This window comes from Streptomyces sp. NPDC059897, from assembly GCF_042730865.1.
Classification (GTDB): domain Bacteria; phylum Actinomycetota; class Actinomycetes; order Streptomycetales; family Streptomycetaceae; genus Streptomyces.
In genome coordinates this window covers 1-19,038 of the sequence record NZ_JBHWKQ010000011.1, presented here as the reverse complement: position 1 = coordinate 19,038, position 19,038 = coordinate 1, and the positions used below count along the sequence as shown (strand labels likewise).

Annotated in this window: 15 protein-coding genes; 7 read left to right on the top strand and 8 right to left on the bottom strand. The window is 71.4% G+C overall.

All coding sequences use genetic code 11. The features are described from left to right. Positions 1 to 9: 9 nt before the first annotated feature. On the bottom strand, positions 10 to 207 hold the full coding sequence (locus tag ACFV9W_RS14695; protein ID WP_351343131.1) for a MerR family transcriptional regulator: 198 nt from the start codon (positions 205 to 207) through the stop codon (positions 10 to 12). 236 nt (positions 208 to 443) lie between these two features. Continuing rightward, the gene (locus tag ACFV9W_RS14690; protein ID WP_385759925.1) at positions 444 to 1,346 is read right to left on the bottom strand and encodes a sugar phosphate isomerase/epimerase family protein; all 903 of its coding nucleotides are present in this window, start codon (positions 1,344 to 1,346) and stop codon (positions 444 to 446) included. A 144-nt stretch (positions 1,347 to 1,490) separates the two neighbouring features. On the opposite strand from ACFV9W_RS14690, the gene ACFV9W_RS14685 reads away from it, so the two are divergent. The 5 genes from ACFV9W_RS14685 (at position 1,491) to ACFV9W_RS14665 (ending at position 8,388) form a co-directional block, all read left to right on the top strand. Continuing rightward, positions 1,491 to 2,417, top strand: coding sequence for a deoxyribose-phosphate aldolase (locus ACFV9W_RS14685; RefSeq protein WP_385759923.1), 927 nt, complete (start codon positions 1,491 to 1,493; stop codon positions 2,415 to 2,417). Between the two features lie 15 nt (positions 2,418 to 2,432). Further along, entirely contained in the window at positions 2,433 to 3,251 is an 819-nt protein-coding gene (gene iolB, locus ACFV9W_RS14680; protein ID WP_385759920.1) for a 5-deoxy-glucuronate isomerase, read from the top strand. After that, positions 3,248 to 5,131: a 3D-(3,5/4)-trihydroxycyclohexane-1,2-dione acylhydrolase (decyclizing) gene (gene iolD / locus ACFV9W_RS14675; protein WP_385759916.1), complete on the top strand. Its 1,884-nt coding sequence runs from the start codon at positions 3,248 to 3,250 to the stop codon at positions 5,129 to 5,131. Before iolB ends, iolD begins: the two co-directional genes overlap by 4 nt. Positions 5,132 to 5,162: 31 nt before the next feature. Beyond that, complete coding sequence (mmsA, locus tag ACFV9W_RS14670) at positions 5,163 to 6,671, top strand: CoA-acylating methylmalonate-semialdehyde dehydrogenase (protein ID WP_385759913.1); 1,509 nt, start codon at positions 5,163 to 5,165, stop codon at positions 6,669 to 6,671. A 313-nt stretch (positions 6,672 to 6,984) separates the two neighbouring features. Next, a complete protein-coding gene (locus ACFV9W_RS14665; protein WP_385759910.1) occupies positions 6,985 to 8,388 on the top strand; it encodes an APC family permease in 1,404 nt (467 codons plus the stop codon). 123 nt (positions 8,389 to 8,511) lie between these two features. Here the strand turns inward: ACFV9W_RS14665 and ACFV9W_RS14660 are convergent, their stop codons facing one another. The 6 genes from ACFV9W_RS14660 to ACFV9W_RS14635 form a co-directional block, all read right to left on the bottom strand. Next, complete coding sequence (locus ACFV9W_RS14660) at positions 8,512 to 9,831, bottom strand: Gfo/Idh/MocA family oxidoreductase (protein WP_385759907.1); 1,320 nt, start codon at positions 9,829 to 9,831, stop codon at positions 8,512 to 8,514. A gap of 4 nt (positions 9,832 to 9,835) precedes the next feature. Next, positions 9,836 to 10,855 carry a LacI family DNA-binding transcriptional regulator gene (locus ACFV9W_RS14655; RefSeq protein ID WP_385759905.1) on the bottom strand — a complete coding sequence of 340 codons (1,020 nt, stop codon included), beginning with the start codon at positions 10,853 to 10,855 and terminating at the stop codon, positions 9,836 to 9,838. 158 nt (positions 10,856 to 11,013) lie between these two features. Continuing rightward, positions 11,014 to 11,637, bottom strand: coding sequence for a hypothetical protein (locus ACFV9W_RS14650; protein ID WP_385759902.1), 624 nt, complete (start codon positions 11,635 to 11,637; stop codon positions 11,014 to 11,016). Positions 11,638 to 11,642: 5 nt separating this feature from the next. Further along, positions 11,643 to 12,494 (bottom strand): carbohydrate ABC transporter permease, encoded by an 852-nt coding sequence (locus tag ACFV9W_RS14645; RefSeq protein ID WP_385759898.1) that lies wholly within the window; start codon positions 12,492 to 12,494, stop codon positions 11,643 to 11,645. Between the two features lie 2 nt (positions 12,495 to 12,496). Continuing rightward, entirely contained in the window at positions 12,497 to 13,465 is a 969-nt protein-coding gene (locus ACFV9W_RS14640; protein ID WP_385759895.1) for a carbohydrate ABC transporter permease, read from the bottom strand. A 54-nt stretch (positions 13,466 to 13,519) separates the two neighbouring features. Further along, complete coding sequence (locus tag ACFV9W_RS14635; protein ID WP_385759892.1) at positions 13,520 to 14,821, bottom strand: ABC transporter substrate-binding protein; 1,302 nt, start codon at positions 14,819 to 14,821, stop codon at positions 13,520 to 13,522. Positions 14,822 to 15,310: 489 nt separating this feature from the next. Here ACFV9W_RS14635 and ACFV9W_RS14630 point away from each other — a divergent pair, with 489 nt between their 5' ends. Both ACFV9W_RS14630 and ACFV9W_RS14625 read left to right on the top strand, forming a co-directional pair. Then, entirely contained in the window at positions 15,311 to 18,058 is a 2,748-nt protein-coding gene (locus ACFV9W_RS14630; protein ID WP_385759889.1) for an alpha/beta fold hydrolase, read from the top strand. Then, positions 18,055 to 18,948, top strand: coding sequence for an ABC transporter permease (locus ACFV9W_RS14625; protein ID WP_385759886.1), 894 nt, complete (start codon positions 18,055 to 18,057; stop codon positions 18,946 to 18,948). Before ACFV9W_RS14630 ends, ACFV9W_RS14625 begins: the two co-directional genes overlap by 4 nt. The last annotated feature ends 90 nt before the right edge of the window (positions 18,949 to 19,038 follow it).

Below are 19,038 nucleotides of genomic sequence, written 5' to 3'. Positions count from 1 at the left end.
CGCCCGTGGTCAGTCCTTGCGGCCCCGGTTGCTCGGGCGGGAGGCCACCCAGGCGCGCACCGTGTCGGCGTACCAGTAGGGCTTGCCCGACTCCACGTGGTCCGGCGGGGGCAGCAGACCGTGCTTGCGGTACGAGCGGACGGTGTCGGGCTGCACGCGAATGTGTGCGGCGATGTCCTTGTACGACCAGAGCCTGCGGTCGCTCATCGGTGGCTCCTCCCTGGCGGTGCTCACGGCGGCCGGGGGTGCCGCCCGTGATCAACTCAGCCTGTGCCCGGAGAACGAGGTGACCCGGGATGAAGGGAGGGCCTGTGGGGCCTCTGTGACGCAGAACCCGCGTAGGCCTGACATGTGTGACGCGATGCGGGCGTTTGTGACGCGAATGATGCAAAGGGGGCGCGTCGCAGGCGCATACTCCGGCGTGCGAGTGGACAGGAGGGGCGTCAAACCCCGCAGGAGCGCAGGTAGCGGCGTGTGCGGTCGGCGACCGGGAAGGGGCGGTCGGGTTCGCACGGGTACATGTCCTGCTCGACGATCGCGAACAGGTCGATGTCCAGCCTGCCCGCCGCGGCCAGGACCGGCTCCAGTTCCGGCACGCCGCGCGGGGGCTCCACCATGACGCCCTGCGCCACGGCCGGGCCGAACGGGGTGCCCTGCTCGCGGACCGTGGCGAGGACCGCCGGGTCCACCTGCTTCAGGTGCAGATAGCCGATCCGCTCCCCGTACGTCTCGATGAGCTTGACGCTGTCGCCGCCGCAGTACGCGTAGTGGCCCGTGTCCAGGCACAGCGACACGAGGTCCGGGTCGGTGGCGTCGAGGAGCCGCGTGACGTTCTCCTCCGAGTCGACGTGCGTGTCGGCGTGCGGGTGGAAGACCAGCTTCAGCCCGTAGCGGTCGCCGATCTCGCGGCCGAGGCGTTCGGTCTGGGCCGCCAGGTGGCGCCACTGCTCGGCGGTCAGGCGCGAGTCCTCGAGCACCTCGCCCGTCTTGTCGTCGCGCCAGAAGGACGGGATGACGACCAGGTGCTCGGCGCCCATCGCCCGGGTGAGCTCCGCGATGGACGACACGTGCTCCCACGTCTTCTCCCACACCGCCGGGCCGTGGTGCAGGCCCGTGAACACCGTGCCCGCCGAGACCTTGAGGCCGCGGCTGCCCGTCTCCTCGGCGAGGACGCGCGGGTCCGAGGGCAGATAGCCGTACGGCCCCAGCTCGATCCACTCGTACCCGGCCTCGGCCACCTCGTCGAGAAAACGCCGGTACGGGACCTGCTGCGGGTCGTCGGGAAACCAGACGCCCCAGGAGTCGGGGGCCGAGCCGATGCGGATGCGCGCGGGCGTGGTCGTCATGAAGCCAGCCTCAAGCTGTCCGGAGAGAGGTGTCAAGGCGTCGTCCGAATGTCAGGACAAAGTCTTGACAGGGGGGTCGTGCGGGTCTAGATCTGTCGGGCGACGGACGTTGCGGAGTGTCGCCCCGAAGGGGAGGAGCCGGGCTTGAGTGACGCAGAGGGCGTGGACCTCCGGTGGCTTGCCCGCGTCCGCGCCGAGGAGCCGGAGGCCGTCGCCGAGGCCGCGGGGCGGCGGAAGCGGCGGGCGCTGCTCGGCGCGGGGCGGCGGCTGATGATCGTGGCCGCCGACCATCCGGCCCGGGGCGCGCTCGGCGTCGGGGACCGCGCCTACGCCATGGCCGACCGGGCCGATCTGCTGCGGCGGCTGTGCGTCGCGCTGGCCCGGCCGGGCGTGGACGGCGTGCTGGCCTCCGCCGACGTCGTCGAGGACCTGCTGCTGCTCGGCGTCCTCGACGGCAAGCTCGTCATCGGCTCCATGAACCGGGGCGGGCTCGCCGGGGCCTCCTTCGAGCTCGACGACCGGTTCACCGGATACCGGGCCGAGGACCTGGAGCGCTTCGGCCTCGACGCCGGGAAGCTGCTGCTCCGCCTCGACTACGACGACCCGGGCTCCGGGTCCGTCCGCACGCTTGAGGCCGCCGCCCGCGCCGTCGACGCCATGGCCGCGCGCCGGCTGCCCCTGTTCGTCGAGCCGTTCCTCAGCCACCGCGACCCCGAAACCGGTCTGCTGCGCGCCGACTTGAGCCCCGGGAGCGTCACCACGTCGATCGCCGTCGCCTCGGGCCTCGGCGGCACCTCCGCGTACACCTGGCTGAAGCTCCCGGTCACCGACGACCCCGACGACATGGCCCGGGTCATGGAGACCTCCGCCCTGCCCGCCGTGCTGCTCGGCGGCGACATCAAGGACGGCGACCAGGACGCCACGTACGAGAAGTGGCGGGCCGCGCTGCGACTGCCCACCGTTCAGGGGCTCGTGGTGGGCCGCTCGCTGCTCTACCCGGCCGACGGCGACGTGGCCGGCGCCGTCGACACGGCCGTCGGCCTGCTGCGCAGCACACGTACGGACGCCTAGGAGGAGAGTAGAGGGATGACGCACCTTCCACGCGGCAGCGCCGCCGACGGGCCCTACGCCCTGTCCGTCGACCCCGACAAGGTCGGCTGGTCCCGGGCCGGGCTGCGGATCCTCGAACTCGGGGCCGGGCAGACGCACGCCTTCGACACCGGGGAGAGCGAGTGGATCGTGCTGCCGCTGTCCGGCGGATGTTCCGTCCGCGCGGAGGGGATGAACCTCGAACTGGCGGGCAGGGGCAGCGTATTCAGCTCGGTGAGTGACTTCGCCTACGTACCGCGCGACAGCAGCGTGGAGATCTCCTCCGGTGCGGGAGGCCGGTTCGCCCTGGCAGGAGCGAAATGCGGTCGACGACTCCCCGTCCGCTACGGCCCCGCGCCGGAGGTTTCCGTCGAGGACAGGGGCGGCGGGCAGAGCGCGCGCCAGGTGCGCAACTTCGCCTCCGCCGACGCCTTCGACTGCGATCAGCTCATCGCCGTGGAGGTGATCACCCCCGGCGGGAACTGGTCCTCGTACCCGCCGCACAAGCACGACGAGCGCCGGCCCGGCGAGGAGACGCTGCTCGAGGAGATCTACTACTTCGAGATCGAGGGGCGCGAGGGCGGCCCCGAGGGGTACGGATATCAGCGCGTGTCCCCGTCCAGGCCCGGCGGCACCGATCTCCTCGCCGAGGTCCGCTCCGGTGACACCGTGCTCGTCCCCGACGGCTGGCACGGACCTTCGATCGCCCAGCCGGGGCACGCCATGTACTACCTGAACGTCATGGCGGGCCCGGGGGACGAGAGGGAGTGGAGGATCTGCTTCCACCCCGATCACGCCACGGAGGGATACCGATGACGACCCGAACGGTACGGCTCACCGTCGCCCAGGCCCTCGTCCGCTTCCTCGGCGGCCAGTACACGGAGCGCGACGGCGCCCGGCGGCGGCTGATCGGCGCCACCTGGGGCATCTTCGGCCACGGCAACGTCGCCGGGCTCGGCCAGGCGCTCCTCCAGTACGGCGACGACATGCCCTTCCACCAGGGCCGCAACGAACAGGCGATGGTGCACGCCGCCGTCGGCTACGCGCGCCAGTGCGACCGCCTGTCCACGCACGCCGTCACCACCTCGATCGGCCCCGGCGCCACCAACCTCGTCACCGGCGCCGCCCTCGCCACCATCAACCACCTGCCCGTACTCCTGCTCCCCGGCGACGTGTTCGCGACCCGGCCCGCCGATCCGGTGCTCCAGCAGCTCGAAGTCCCGTACGCGGGCGACGTGTCGGTCAACGACTGCCTGCGGCCGGTCTCCAAGTACTTCGACCGGATCGAGCGTCCCGAGCGGCTGATCCCGGCCGCGCTCCAGGCGATGCGCGTGCTCACCGACCCCGTCGACACGGGCGCGGTCACGCTGGCGCTGCCGCAGGACGTGCAGGCGGAAGGCTTCGACTGGCCGGAGGAGTTCTTCCGGGACCGGGTGTGGGTCGTGCGTCGCCCCGCACCGGACGCGGAGGAACTGGCCAACGCCGTACGGGAGTTGAAGCATGCCCGCCGCCCGCTCCTCGTCGCCGGTGGCGGCGTCCACCACAGCGGCGCCGAGGACGCGCTGAAGGACTTCGCCGACGCCACCCGCATCCCCGTCGCCTCCACCCAGGCCGGCAAGGGCTCGCTGCTGCACGACCACCCCGCCGACGTCGGCGGCATCGGCCACACCGGCACCGCCACCGCCAACGAGCTGGCCCGCACCGCCGACCTCGTGATCGGCGTCGGCACCCGGTACACGGACTTCACGACGGCCTCCGCCACCCTCTTCGCGAACCCCGACGTCCGCTTCCTCAACCTGAACGTCGCCGCCTTCGACGCCCACAAGCTGTCCGCGAAACCGCTCGTCGCCGACGCCCGCACGGGGCTCACCGCACTGCGCGGGGCGCTCGACGACGACTGCCGCGCCGAGCCCGCGTACGTCGCCGAGTACACCGAGGACAAGGAGCGCTGGGAGCACCGCGTCGACGCCTGCTTCACTGCCGAGGACGAGCTCGTACGCCCCACCCAGACCCAAGTCCTCGGCGTACTCGACGAGTTGGTGACCGGCGACGACATCCTCATCAACGCCGCGGGCTCCCTCCCCGGCGACCTGCACAAGCTGTGGCGGGCCCGCTCCCGCGACCAGTACCACGTCGAGTACGGGTACTCCTGCATGGGCTACGAGATCCCCGCCGCGCTCGGCGTCGCGCTCGCCGCGCCCGGCCGGCCCGTGTGGGCGCTCGTCGGCGACGGCACGTATCTGATGCTGCCGACGGAGATCGTCACCGCGGTCCAGGAGAACATCCCGGTCAAGATGGTCATCCTGCAGAACCACGGGTACGCGTCCATCGGCGGCCTCTCCGCGTCCGTCGGCGCCGAGGGCTTCGCCACGCAGTACCGGTTCGCGGGGGAGAAGGGCGCGTACGAAGGGGCTCCGCTGCCCGTCGACCTCGCCGCGAACGCGGCCAGCCTCGGGATGACGGTGCACCGCGCCAAGACCGTGCGTGACCTGCGCGAAGCGCTCGCCGCGGCGCGCGACGCCACCCGCCCCACATGTGTCTACGTCGAGACCGAAACGGCAGACACAGTGTCGGGCCCGCCTCCCGCACAGGCGTGGTGGGATGTTCCTGTGGCCGAGACGGCGGAGCGCAGCGCCGCGGTCGAGGCCCGGGAGGAGTACGACCGGCATGCCGCCGGTCGACGCCGCCACCTCTGAGAAGTACGCAGCCGTCACAGGAGTCGCCCGTATGTCTGACACGAAGTTGGTCCACCACTGGATCGGCGGCAAGACCGTCGAGGGCGCGTCGGGCAATCACGGCCCGGTGACCGACCCGGCGACCGGCGCCGTCACCACGCACGTCGACTTCGCGAGCGTCGAGGAGGTGGACACGGCCGTCGCCACCGCCAAGGAGGCGTACAAGTCGTGGGGCCTGTCCTCGCTCGCCAAGCGCACCGAGATCCTCTTCCGGTTCCGCGCGCTGCTCGACGCCAACCGTGACGCGATCGCCGAGCTGATCACCGCCGAGCACGGCAAGGTGCACTCGGACGCGCTCGGCGAGGTGGCCCGCGGCCTGGAGATCGTCGACCTGGCCTGCGGCATCAACGTGCAGCTCAAGGGCGAGCTGTCGACGCAGGTCGCCACGAACGTGGACGTGTCCTCGATCCGCCAGCCGCTGGGCGTCGTCGCGGGCATCACGCCGTTCAACTTCCCGGCCATGGTGCCGATGTGGATGTTCCCGATCGCCATCGCGACCGGCAACACCTTCGTGCTCAAGCCGTCCGAGAAGGACCCCTCGGCCGCCGTCAAGATCGCCGAGCTGCTGTCCGAGGCCGGTCTGCCCGACGGTGTGTTCAACGTCGTGCACGGTGACAAGGTCGCCGTCGACCGCCTCCTGGAGCACCCGGACGTCGCCGCGGTCTCCTTCGTCGGCTCGACCCCGATCGCGAAGTACATCCACGCCACGGCCTCCGCCAACGGCAAGCGCGTACAGGCCCTCGGCGGCGCCAAGAACCACATGCTGGTGCTGCCGGACGCCGACCTGGACGCCGCCGCCGACGCCGCGGTCTCGGCCGCGTACGGCTCGGCGGGCGAGCGCTGCATGGCGATCTCCGCCGTCGTCGCCGTCGGCTCGATCGCCGACGAGCTCGTCGCGAAGATCAAGGAGCGCGCCGAGAAGATCAAGATCGGTCCCGGCAACGACCCGACGTCCGAGATGGGCCCGCTCATCACGGCCGCCCACCGCGACAAGGTCGCCGGTTACGTGAAGGGCGCGGCGGCCGAGGGCTGCGAGGTCGTCCTCGACGGCAGCGACTACACGGTCCCGGGCTTCGAGAACGGCCACTGGGTGGGCCTCTCGCTCCTCGACAACGTCCCGACGACCGCCAAGGCGTACCAGGACGAGATCTTCGGCCCGGTCCTGTGCGTGCTGCGCACGGAGACGTACGAGGAGGGCGTGGCCCTCATGAACGCCTCCCCGTTCGGCAACGGCACCGCGATCTTCACCCGCGACGGCGGCGCCGCCCGCCGCTTCCAGCTGGAGATCGAGGCCGGCATGGTCGGCGTCAACGTCCCGATCCCGGTCCCCGTCGGCTACCACTCCTTCGGTGGCTGGAAGGACAGCCTCTTCGGCGACCACCACATCTACGGAAACGACGGCACGCACTTCTACACCCGCGGCAAGGTCGTCACCACCCGCTGGCCGGACCCGGCCGACGCCCCCGCGGGCGTGGACCTGGGCTTCCCCAGCAACCACTGAAGCAACCACTGAGCGCGGCCCGCGCGTCCGGAGTACGGACAGTTCCCTGTGGACTTCCGCGCTCCGGCTGCGGTTCCCGTACGTAGGGGACGAACCGGGTGGCGTAAGTCGACTCCCGTAGATGACCTTGGATATGAAGGTCATCTACGGGAGTCGCTGCGTCTATGGCGGTTGACTTTGCGAACACCTTAAGAATCGCGCGCAGTTGGTGGAAACGGTACTGCGGATTCCGAAGGGAAACGGGCGTTGACGTTCGGATATCGGCGGGGTTGCATGGCGCAGCCCTGTCGCACGAGTCGATCGGAACCGCTTCATGACCGACACGCTTCGCTCCGCCGCCCCCTCGGTGGAGCCCCTGCCGGATCCGGCGTCCGAAGGTTCTCCCCAGAAGCTCAAGCGTTCCATCGGCGTCGTCGGAGGCACCCTGCTCACGCTCTCCTGCGTGACGCCGGCCTCCTCGCTCTTCGTCGTCGTCCCCGACCTGTTCGGCAGCCTCGGCACCGCCACCGCCCTGACCATCGCCATCGGCTCGCTGATCTGTATCGGCGTGGCCTTCCTCTACTCGGAGCTGGGCACCCTCATCCCCAGCGCCGGCGGCGAGTACGCGATGGTCTCGACGCTGGCCGGACGCCTCGCCGGCTGGCTGGTCTTCGTCCTGTCCCTGCTCGTCGTCTTCATCGTCCCGCCGGTGATCGCGATGGGCACGGCGGACTACCTGGAGCCGCTGATCCACCTCGACCCGGCGATGACGGGCGCGGGCGTGATGCTCCTGTCCACCCTCGCGGGCCTGCTCGACCTGCGCGCCAACGCGTGGATCACCGGCATCTTCCTCGTCCTGGAGGTCATCGCGGCGGCCCTGGTCGCCGTCCTCGGCTTCGCGCACAGCGAGCGCGGCGTCGACTCGCTCGCCTCGATGCAGGTCGCGGGGGAGAACGGCCACTCCGACGCCGTGACGGGCATGCTCGTCGTCTCCGGCCTCGCCATCGCCCTCTTCGTCACCCAGGGCTTCTCCACGGCCGTCTACCTCTCCGAGGAGCTGGAGAACCCCCGCAAGTCCGTGGCCCGCACGGTCCTCGCCACCCTCGGGATCTCCGCCGTCGTCATCCTGGTCCCGGTCGTCGCGATCACGATGGGCGCCAAGGACCTCTCCGCGCTCACCTCGGGCGACATCAGCAGCATGGTCGTGGCCTGGTCGAACTCGGCGGTCGGCACGTTCGTCTCGCTGTGCGTCGCGCTCGCCATCATCAACGCGGGCATCGTCATGGTCATCCAGAACTCCCGCGTCCTGTTCGCATCGGCCCGCGACAAGGCCTGGCCGGGCCCGGTCAACAACGCCCTCTCCCGCCTCGGCCGCTTCGGCTCCCCGTGGGTCGCGACCCTGGCCGTCGGTGTCCCCGGCGCGGCCCTCTGCTTCGTCAACCTCGACACCCTGTACGGCGTGACGGGCGTCTCCGTCACCGGCATGTACCTCCTGGTCGCCGTGGCCGCCCTGTTCGCCCGCCGCGGCGCCCACAAGGACCAGCCGGCCTGGCGGATGCCGCTGTGGCCGGGGGTCCCCGTGGTCCTGATCGCGCTGATGATCTACATCCTGATCGAGCAGGAGGTCACGTACCTGCTGTGGACGGGCGGCATCATGGCGGTCGCGACGCTGTACTGGGCCCTGTACCTGCGACCGCGCCAAGAGACACGCTGGCTCGTGTCCGTGCCGACTGATTGAGCGGGGCCGGGGCCGGGGCCGTACGGGGGCGCTGCCTGCGCCGGGGTGCCGCCTTGCCCACCCTGCCGCCCCTGGCGGCAGATTGCCCAAGGCGGGACGGCGTCGGGCGGAGCCCCGAGTCGTTCACCACAGGTGACCGGTCGCCACCGGAAGGCCGGTCGCCAACGACTCGTTCCCGGCCACGCCGACCGCGAGGGCGAGCGCGCCGTCGCGGGCGGTGGCGCCCTTGCCCGCGGCCGGCGCCGCCCCGTCGTCGGACCCGTCACCCAGGGGACCGAACAGCTCCTTCAGCATGCGGAGGTCGCCGCCGCCGTGGGATCCGGCCGACCACTCGTACGGGATCTCCCGCGGCGCCTCCCACAACGGCCGCAGCAGGATGGACGTACGGCCGGGCCGGTCCATGACCACCCCGCCGTGCGACGCGGCATCCCCGCCCACCGTGACCTTCGGGGGCTGCCAGGTGTTCTCCTCGACCTCCAGCTCCAGGCGGCCCGCCGTGCCGTTGAACATCACGCGGTAGCCCTCCCAGGGGGAGTACGCCGTGAGGTGGTACGTCATCGTGGCCCCGGAGTCGTACCGCACCAGCACCGACAGATCGTCCTCGACGTCGATGGCGTCGCCGAAGACGTTCCGGTCGCGGACGTAGTCGGAGTCGCCTGCCGCCTCGGCGTCCGTGTAGAGGGACTTGAGGTTCGGGTCGTCGGCGAGGTGGATCGCGTACGGGTCGTCGGCCGCCGCGTCCGAACCGTGCGCCCGCACGTAGTCGCGGCGCAGGCCGGTGCGTTCGCCGTTGTCGCGGCCGTAGAAGACGAGGCCGCCCTCCGCGTGGACGCGGGAAGGGGCGGCGCCCAGCCACCAGTTGACCAGGTCGAAGTGGTGCCCTGACTTGTGGACGAGCAGTCCGCCGCTGTGCCGCTTCTCGCGGTGCCAGCGGCGGAAGTAGTCGGCGCCGTGCCGCACGTCGAGCAGCCACTCGAAGTGGACCGAGCGGATCTCGCCGATCGCACCGTCGTGGAGGAGCTGCCAGACCTTCTCGTGGGCCGGGTTGTAGCGGTAGTTGAAGCCGACGGACAGCTCGCCGCCGGTGCGGTCCACCGTGTCGAGGATCGACCGGCACTTCGCCGCGTCCGTGGTCATCGGCTTCTCCGTCACCACCCGGCAGCCCGCTTCGAGCGCCGTGTTGATGTACGTGTGGTGGGTCGCGTCGACCGTGGTGACCACGACCTCGTCGATGCGGTGCGCGCGCAGGGCGGCCCCGAAGTCCGACGGGTCGCAGGCGGCCGCCTCCGGGCTGCCGAGCGAGCCGAGCAGCCGGTTGTGGTGGGCGATACGGGTCGGGCTCGGGTCCGCGAGGAGGGCCACGTCGTAGTGGGGGCGGGCGGCCAGGGCCCTGGTGTACATCTGGGCGCGGTGACCGGTACCGATGATCGCGGCACGCTTCATGAGGTCAGGATTCCTTTCGCGGGGCTGGTCCTGTGGAGCGGCGGACTATCAACTCGCTGTCCAGGGAGAGCTGTTCGGGTACGCGGTCCGGTTCGTCGAGGCGGCGCAGCATCAGGTCGACGGCGCGTTCGCCGAGCGCGTCGAGCGGGATGCGGACCGAGGTGAGCGCCGGGGTGGCCGTCGTGGCGAGGAGGGTGTCGTCGGCGCCCACCACGCTGACGTCGTCGGGCACCCGCACCCCCCGTTCGGCGAGGCGGGACAGTACGCCGAGCGCCATCAGGTCGTTGTGCGCGACGATCGCGGTGGCACCCGCCGCCAGGGCCAGGTCGGCGACCTGCGCGCCCGTGTGGAACTTGGGCTCGTGCGGGCCGAACTCGGTGACCTTCAGCTCAAGTTGCTCGGCGGCGTACCGCACGGCGTGGCCGCGCTGCTCGCTCGACCAGGAGTTGCGGGCCCCCAGGATGAGGGCGAGGTGGCGGTGGCCGAGCGCTTGCAGATGCGCCACCGCCTGGCGCAGCCCGTCCTCGCTGGGCGCGACCACGGACGGCACGCCCGACACGCTCCGATTCACGGCGACGCTCGGCACCTGCCGGACGACCTCGGCGAGCCGGGCGCCCTCCATCCTCGGAGCGACGAGCAGCAGCCCGTCCACCTGGCGGGCCAGCGTCAGCGCCAACTCGTACTCGTCGTCGGGGTGTTCGTCGGTGTCCGCGAGGAACACCGCGTAGTCCTTGCGGCGGGCGCGGGCCTGCACGGCCTTCACGATCACCGCGAAGAACGGATTGGCGATGTCGGGCACGATCAGCCCGAGCGTGCGGGTGCGGCCCTCGGCGAGCGACCGGGCGATCCGGCTGGGCCGGTACCCGAGCCGTTCCGCCGCCGCGAGGACCCGGGCGCGGGTCTCGGGCCGCACCTGATGCGGGGAGGCGAAGCAGCGGCTGACGGTGGAGGGGGACACGCCGGCGGCCTCGGCGACGTCCTCGGCACCGGGGGCTGCGCCGCTCGGGTGGTCGTTATTACGCATGACGTGTTCCCTCACGTGGTCGTCCCCGCGTGTGCGGAGTGGGTGGGCCTGTCTCGTTGGCGGCTGCTGTCGCGCTGTGGTTTGCGCAGTTCCCCGCGCCCCTGAAATGCCGACTTCCGTCGGCAATCCGGGGCGTTGCGAGCGCAGGGCCGGCCAAATCAAGCCCGCCTTTCGGACGAGAGCCCGCGGGGTCCGGGGCGGAGCCCCGTGGCGTTGCGGCGGTCGACTGCCACCGCGGCCAGCGCCAGGACACCCATCACCAAGGGCGCCAGGATCGGCAACTGCCATATGCACACCGCCGACACGAGCACTGCACCCCCGAGCATCGCCATACCCGAAGGGTCACGGACGGGACGGGACCAGCGGCCCGTCGACGACCAGTTCGCCGCCATCCGGACCTGGTAGACGACCACCGCCCCCGCCGCCCCGGCGATCACCACCGCCAGTACGGCGAAGAGCGGCACGTCGCCCGCGACCGCCGCCAGGCGGAGGTCCGCGCCCAGGAAGCCGAGGGCCGCGAGCCCCACCGCCCCCACGGCGGAGCCGCCCCGCAGTGCCGCCCGCCAGTCCGACACGAACCGCCGCGCCGTGCCGGGCGAGGGGCCGTCCGGCACGCACCGCCGTACCGCCGCGCACCCCGCCGCCATCGCCGCGGGCCACGTGACGACGAGCAGGGACCCCGCCGCCACCAGCACCCCGATCCACAGCACCTCAGCGAAGAGCGTGAACCGCTCGCCGTACGGGGTGTCGCGCCGTGTCACCGAACCCGTGTCCGCCGCCATGCCGCTCATCCCTTCATCCCGGAGGTCGCGGCGCCCTCGATCAGCAGCCGCTGGAACGCCACGAAGAACGCGATCACCGGCAGCAGCGAGAGGACCGACATGCCGAGCATCGCCCCGTAGTCCTGGCTGCTCGTCGAGTCGACGAACAGGCGCAGCGCCACCGGCAGCGGGTACTTCTCCGGCGACTGGAGGTAGATCAGCGGGGCGAAGAAGTCGTTCCAGGACCAGATGAAGGTGAAGATCGCCGTGGTGATGAGGGCCGGGCGCAGCAGCGGGAGCACGATGTGGCCGAAGATCCGGAAGTGCCCGCAGCCGTCGATCAGCGCCGCCTCGTCGAGACTGCGCGGCAGGTTGCGCACGAACTGCACCATCAGGAACACGAAGAACGCGTCCGTGGCGAGGAACTTGCCGAGCAGCAGCGGCACATACGTGTCGACCAGGCCGACCTTCTGGAACATCGTGTACTGCGGGATGAGCAGCAGATGCGTCGGCAGCAGGATCGTGCCGATCATCACCGCGAACATCGCGCCGCGCCCCCGGAACCGCAGCCGCGCGAAGGCGTAGGCGGCGATCGAGCACGACAGTACGTTGCCGATCACCGAACCCACCGCGAGCAGCAGGGAGTTGCTGAAGAAGCGCCAGGCCGGGACCTCGGCGATCCCTTCGAGCGCCGTGCCGAAGCCGCTCCAACTCACTTCGGAGGGCAGCAGGTTGAAGCTGGAGATGATCTCGTCGGCGGGCTTCACGGACGCCGTGAACACCCAGAACACCGGGTAGAGGAGGACCAGCAGCAGGGCGACGGCGCCCACGTGCCACAAGGTCGAACGGGTGCCGGCCGTGGTGGTGGTCGAAGCCATCGTCACTTCTCCTCGCCCGCGTAGTGGACCCAGCGGCCCGAAGTCTTGAAGAGCAGCGCGGTGATCACGCCGACGACCAGCAGCAGCACCCAGGTCAGGGCCGCCGCGTAACCCATCCGGAAGTCGTTGAAGCCGAGTTCGTACAGGTACATCGAGTAGACGTGGGTGGAGCCCGCGGGGCCGCCGGTGCCGTTGGAGAGCACGAACGCCGAGTTGAACATCTGGAAGGCGTGCACCATCTCCAGGACCAGGTTGAAGAAGATCACCGGGGAGAGCATCGGGACCGTGACCGAGACGAAGCGGCGCCAGGGGCCCGCCCCGTCGATCTCGGCGGCCTCGAACAGATCGCGCGGGATCTGCTGCAGCGCCGCCAGGAAGATCACCATGGGTGCGCCGAACTGCCAGACCGACAGCGCGACCAGCGACATCAGCGACCAGTCGGGGTTGGAGATCCAGCCGCCCGTGTGGATTCCGAACGCGCCGAGGAACTGGTCGACGACGCTGCCGGAGGAGAACAGCAGCCGCCACACGATGGCCGCGCCGACACTCGCGCCGATCAGGGACGGCATGTAGAAGGCGGCGCGGTAGAAGTTGCGGCCCTTGCGGCGGGTGTGGAGCAGCAGGGCGACGCCGAGCGCCGCGATCAGCTTCAGGGGTGTCGCCACGACGACGTAGAGCAGTGTCACGCCGACGGTGTCCCGGACCTCGGGGTCGTCGAACAGGATCCGCTTGTAGTTGTCGAGGCCGATCCAGCGCGGGGCGTCGAACAGGTTGTAGTCCGTGAACGACATGTAGAGCGAGAACAGCATCGGCCCGAGCGTCAGCACGGCCGCGCCGATCATCCACGGGGTGAGGAAGACGTACGCGGAACGGTCGTTCGCGGTCCGGCGGCGTTTTCCGGGCGGGGGCGCGGGGGAGTCGCCGCGGCGGGCGCGGGGCACCGCGGCGTCGGTCGTCGTCGTAGAGGCCATGAGGGCTCCGTACGTTTTCGAGGGGGAGGGGACAGCCTGGTGCGGGTCCCGCCGTCAGGCGAGGACGACCTCCGACTGGTCGAAGTAGAGATCCACGGCCTGGTCCACGGAGACGGTGCCGTAGAAGAGCTTCTCGGCGACGCGCTGCAGATAGACGTTGAGGGACGCGCCGCCGTCGGCGGGCGGCGGCGGGGTCGGCGCCAGCGTCTTCGCGACCCGCTTCTCGTACGCCTGGACCTGGCGCACCTTCGGGTCGGAGGTGTCGGCCGCGCCCTGCTGGCTCGTGGTGGGCGGCATGCCGATGTTGGTGCCGAGGATCTTCGCCACCCGCCGGTCGTTGACCATGAAGTCGATGAATCGCGCGCTCTCGCTCGGGTACGGGCTCTGCGCGGCGGCGGCGATGAGCATGCCCGGCTTGGCGTAGATGCCGGAGCGGCCGGTGTCGCTGGGGACCGTGCCCAGCGAGAGCGTGCTGCCGCGCATGTCGCTGCGGCCGCCGACCTGGTTGTCCCACTCCAGGTAGGAGGCGGCCCTGCGGGTGGTGATGGGGAAGCCGGGCAGCGATTCGAGTACGGCGGCGGGGCCGGCCAGCGCGCCCTCCTTGCGCCAGCCGTCGACCAGGGTGAGGTAGCGGCGCATGTCGTCCCGGTCGAAGCCGAGCGCGCCCTTGTCGGTCCACATCTGGAGGCCCTGCTGGCGCATCCAGACCTCAAGGCCCATGTAGTTCTGGCCGGGGTTGTCCATGCCGTACTGCACGGGGCTGCCGTGGCGCCTGCCGTACTGGGTCACCTTGAGGGACTGCTCCATGAACGCGTCCCAGCTCATCGGGCCCGTCGGCTCGCGGGCGCCGGCCTCGGACCAGGCCTTGGCGTCGTACATCAGGGACACGCAGTTGGCACCCAGGGGCAGGGCGACGCGGCGGCCGTCCACCTCGCCCGCCGTACGCAGCGAGGGGATCACCGTGGACGCGTCGATCTCCTTGCCGGAGCCGGTGTGCGGGCCCAGGTCGGCGAGCACGCCGTGCTCACCGAGGGTGCGGATCCAGGCGTAGTCGACGTGCATCACGTCGGGCGGGTTGCCGCCCGCGGCGGCGGTGCTGAGCTTGGGCCAGAAGGCGTCGAACGCGGCGAAGCTCGACTTCACCTTGATCTTCGGATGCTCGCGTTCGAAGACCGCGATGCACTTGTTGATCAGTTCGGCCCGGCCGCTGTCGCCCCAGAAGAAGTAGCGCAGCGTCACGGCGCCGCCGGCACCGACGGACCGCGCGGGTCCTCCGCAGCCGGTCAGCGCGGCGCCGAGGCCGGAGGCGAGCAGGGCGGACAGGGTGGTGCGACGGGAGGGGGCGGCACTGCCCATAGGGGGCCTCCACGAGCGGCTAGGTGGTGGGGGCGGTTCGTGGAGGGACGTTTGCATGCGCTCGCAGACCGGTCAATGGGTTGCGCAGCGTTTTCCGGAACGGTTCCTTCCCGCCAACTCCTATGGCTACGCGGCCTCTTGACGGCTGCTGCGAGCGCTTGCAGGATATTGCGGCAACCGGGCTGGGGCCCTCGTTCTCGGCGCGCGGCACCGGGCGCCGCCTTGCCCACCCTGCCTTCCCCAAGCTCTCCGACAAGCTCCGAGCAGGGGAGACCCCATGAGGCGGCAGATTGCCCAAGGCGCGGTCGGCATGATCAAGCCCCGCCGGCGTTTGAGGCGCGGGGGCCGGGGCGGAGCCCCGTGGCGTGGGGACGGTTGGGCGTACTGCGGTCGTGGTACGCGGCAGCGATGTCGTACGCCACAAGGAGGTCGCAGGGGTCAGACCACCGGATGCGGTGGTTGTCGGCGCCTGCGCATACCGTTGAGCGCATGTCTTTTCGACGGCGCGCAAGGCGCGAGCGAATCCGCGGGTGGCCGCGACGGTGGACAGCCGTCACGGCGGCCCTCGTGGTACTCGCGGGAGCGGGGGCGGGTTCGGCGGCCGCTGCGTCGGACTCCGGCGGGGAGACCGCCGTGCACCGGCAGGACCGGATGATGTCGATGGGCGGCGGGGTGCGCATCGACACCTCGTACTTCACGGCGGGTGATCCGTCCCACAAGCGGCCCGCGGTCCTGCTCACGCACGGCTTCGGCGGCAGCAAGGCCGACGTCCGCGCCGAGGCGGAGAAGCTCGCCGCCCACGGGTACGCGGTCATGACCTGGTCGTCCCGCGGCTTCGGACGCTCCGGCGGAAAGATCGGCCTGAACGACCCGAAGCACGAGGTGGCCGACGTCTCACGGATGATCGACTGGCTCGCGAAGCGCCCCGAGATCGAGCTCGACCGCCCCGGCGACCCGCGCGTGGGCGTCACCGGCGCCTCGTACGGCGGAGCGGTCTCGCTGCTCGCGGCGGGCCACGACGAGCGGGTCGACGCCATCGCCCCGCAGATCACGTACTGGAACCTGGCGGACGCGCTGTTCCCCGACGGCGTCTTCAAGAAGCTGTGGGCCGGCGCCTTCTTCACCTCCGGCTCCGCGAAGCTCGGCACGCGCACCAGCGAGGCAGGGCTCGCCTGCGGCCGCTTCGAGGAGAAGCTGTGCGACATGTACAAGCGTGTCGCCGTCTCCGGCAAGCCGGACGACGCGGCACGCAAGCTCCTGGAGGAGCGCAGCCCCGTCGCCGTCGGCGACCGCATCAAGGTCCCGACGTTCATCGCCCAGGGCCAGACCGACTCGCTCTTCCCCCTCGGGCAGTCCGACGCGATAGCGCGCCAGGTCAAGGCGAACGGCGCGCCGGTCCAGGTCGACTGGCTGAACGGCGGGCACGACGGCGGCGACATGGAGCTCGACCGGCTGCACGGCCGCGTGCAGTCCTGGTTCGACCGCTACCTGAAGGACGAGAACGTCGACACGGGCCCCGCGTTCCGCGTCACCCGCACCGGCGGCGTCGACTCCACGGACGGCGCGGCCACCCTGCGCGGCGCGAGCGGCGACCTGTACCCGGGCCTGCGCGGCGAGCGGCGCACGGCGGTGCCGCTGAAGTCGGCCACCGAGACCTTCCAGAACCCGCCGGGCGGCGGACCGCCGTCGATCTCCTCGGTGCCGGGCCTCGGCAACCTGTCGAACCTGTCGACTTCGCTCGGCACCGGATTCTCCCTGGAGTACCCCGGCCAGTTCGCGCGCTTCGACTCGGCGCCGCTGAAGAAGTCGATGCGCATCACCGGCTCCCCGACGGTCACCGCGCACGTGAAGTCCTCCACCGGCACGGCCGTGCTGTTCGCGAAGGTCTACGACTCCGGGCCCGACGGGACACGCCAGGTGCTGCCCTCGCAGCTCGTGACGCCGCTCAAGGTGACCGGTGCGGACGGCGCGGGCAAGGACGTGAGGATCACGCTCCCGGCCGTCGACCACGAGGTGCAGAAGGGCCACAAGCTGCGGCTCGTGCTCTCCGCGACCGACCTCGGCTACGCGTCGCCGAACGAGCCGGCGACGTACCAGGTGTCCATGCACGACAGCCTGAGCGTGCCCACCGCCCCCGACGTGAAGACGGCGGCGACGCCGCTGCCCGCCTGGGTGTGGTGGCTGCCGGCCGGGGCGGTCGCCGTCGCGGCGGCGCTGCTCCTCACGGCCCGGCGGCGGACCGCGGCGCCCGCTCCCGACCCGGCGCTCGCCGAGGTGCCGCTCCAGATCACGGACCTCAGTAAGAAGTACGCGGGCTCCACGGACCGGTACGCCGTGCGTGACCTGTCCTTCCGTGTCGAGCAGGGCCAGGTCCTCGGCCTCCTCGGGCCGAACGGCGCGGGCAAGACGACGACGCTGCGCATGCTGATGGGCCTGATCCGCCCCGACGAGGGCGGCATCCGGGTCTTCGGCCACGCGATCAGGCCCGGCTCCCCGGTCCTGTCCCGCGTCGGCGCCTTCGTCGAGGGCGCCGGCTTCCTCCCGCACCTCTCCGGGCGCGAGAACCTGGAGCTGTACTGGAAGGCGACAGGACGCCCCGCCGAGGACGCGCACCTCGACGAGGCCCTGGAGATCGCGGGCCTCGGCGACGCCCTCGCGCGCGCCGTGCGCACGTACTCGCAGGGCATGCGCCAGCGCCTCGCCATCGCCCAGGCCATGCTCGGCCTCCCGGACCTGCTCATCCTCGACGAGCCGACGAACGGGCTGGACCCGCCGCAGATCCGCGAGATGCGCGAGGTGATGATCCGCTACGCGCGCGAAGGCCGCACGGTCATCGTCTCCAGCCACCTCCTCGCCGAGGTCGAGCAGACCTGCACGCACCTCGTGGTGATGGACCGCGGCCGGCTCGTCCAGGCGGGCCCCGTCGCGGACATCGTCGGCTCCGGCGACACGCTGCTCGTCGGCATCGCCGGTGAGGTCTCCGACGCGCTCGTGGAGAAGGTGGGCGGCCTCGAAGGCGTGGCATCGGTGGTGCGGGTCGACGACGGCCTGCTCGTCAGCCTCATACCGGAACGCGACCGGGACCGGGGCCCCGACCCGGACCCGGTCACCGGTTCCGACCCGGCCGCCAGGCTGGTCGCGGAGCTGGTGCGCCTCGACGTACCGGTGCGCTCCCTCGGCCCGCACCGCCGCCTGGAGGACGCGTTCCTGACCCTGATCGGAGGGACCCCGGCATGACGACGACCGGAGCCGAGACCGGGGCGCGCGACGTGCCCGAACTCGCCCACGGCTACCGGCCGCGGCGCACGCTCCCGCTCCGCGTGGAGCTCGTACGCCAGGTGAAGCGGCGGCGCACGCTCGTGATGGGCGCGGTGCTCGCGCTGCTCCCGTTCGTGCTCGTCGCCGCGTTCGCGATCGGCGGGGAGCCGGGCGGGGGCGGCGACGGCGGCGGGCAGCGCGTGAACCTGATGGACACCGCCACCGCGTCGGCGGCGAACTTCGCGGCGACGAGCCTGTTCGTGTCCGCCGGGTTCCTGCTGGTCGTCCCGGTGGCCCTGTTCTTCGGCGACACCGTCGCCTCCGAGGCGAACTGGTCGAGCCTGCGCTATCTGCTGGCCGCGCCGGTGCCGCGGGCCCGCCTGCTGTGGTCCAAGCTGGCCGTCGCGTTCGGGCTCAGCCTCGCCGCGATGCTGCTGCTCCCGCTGGTCGCGCTCGGCGTCGGCACGGTGGCGTACGGCTGGGGACCGCTGGACATCCCGACCGGCGGGGCGCTGCCGGCGGGCACGGCGGTGCAGCGGCTGCTGCTGATCGTCGCGTTCATCTTCGTGTCCCAACTGGTCACGGCGGGGCTCGCGTTCTGGCTGTCCACCAAGACGGACAACCCGCTGGGCGCGGTCGGCGGCGCGGTCTTCCTGACCATCGTCGGCAACGTCCTGGACGCGGTCACCGCGCTCGGCGACTGGCGCGACTTCCTGCCCGCGCACTGGCAGTTCGCGTGGGCGGACGCGATCCAGGCGCAGCCCGAGTGGGGCGGGATGATCCAGGGGGCGTCGGTGTCCGTGGCGTACGCGGTGGTGCTGTTCGCGCTGGCGTTCCGGGGGTTCGCGCGCAAGGACGTGGTGTCGTAGCGGGGCAGGTATGGGGACCCGACGACCAGAGGGGTGTAGATCTCGGTGGTCGGCGCTCGCGGCCCGTGCGGAGCTGCTCGAGGCGCCGCC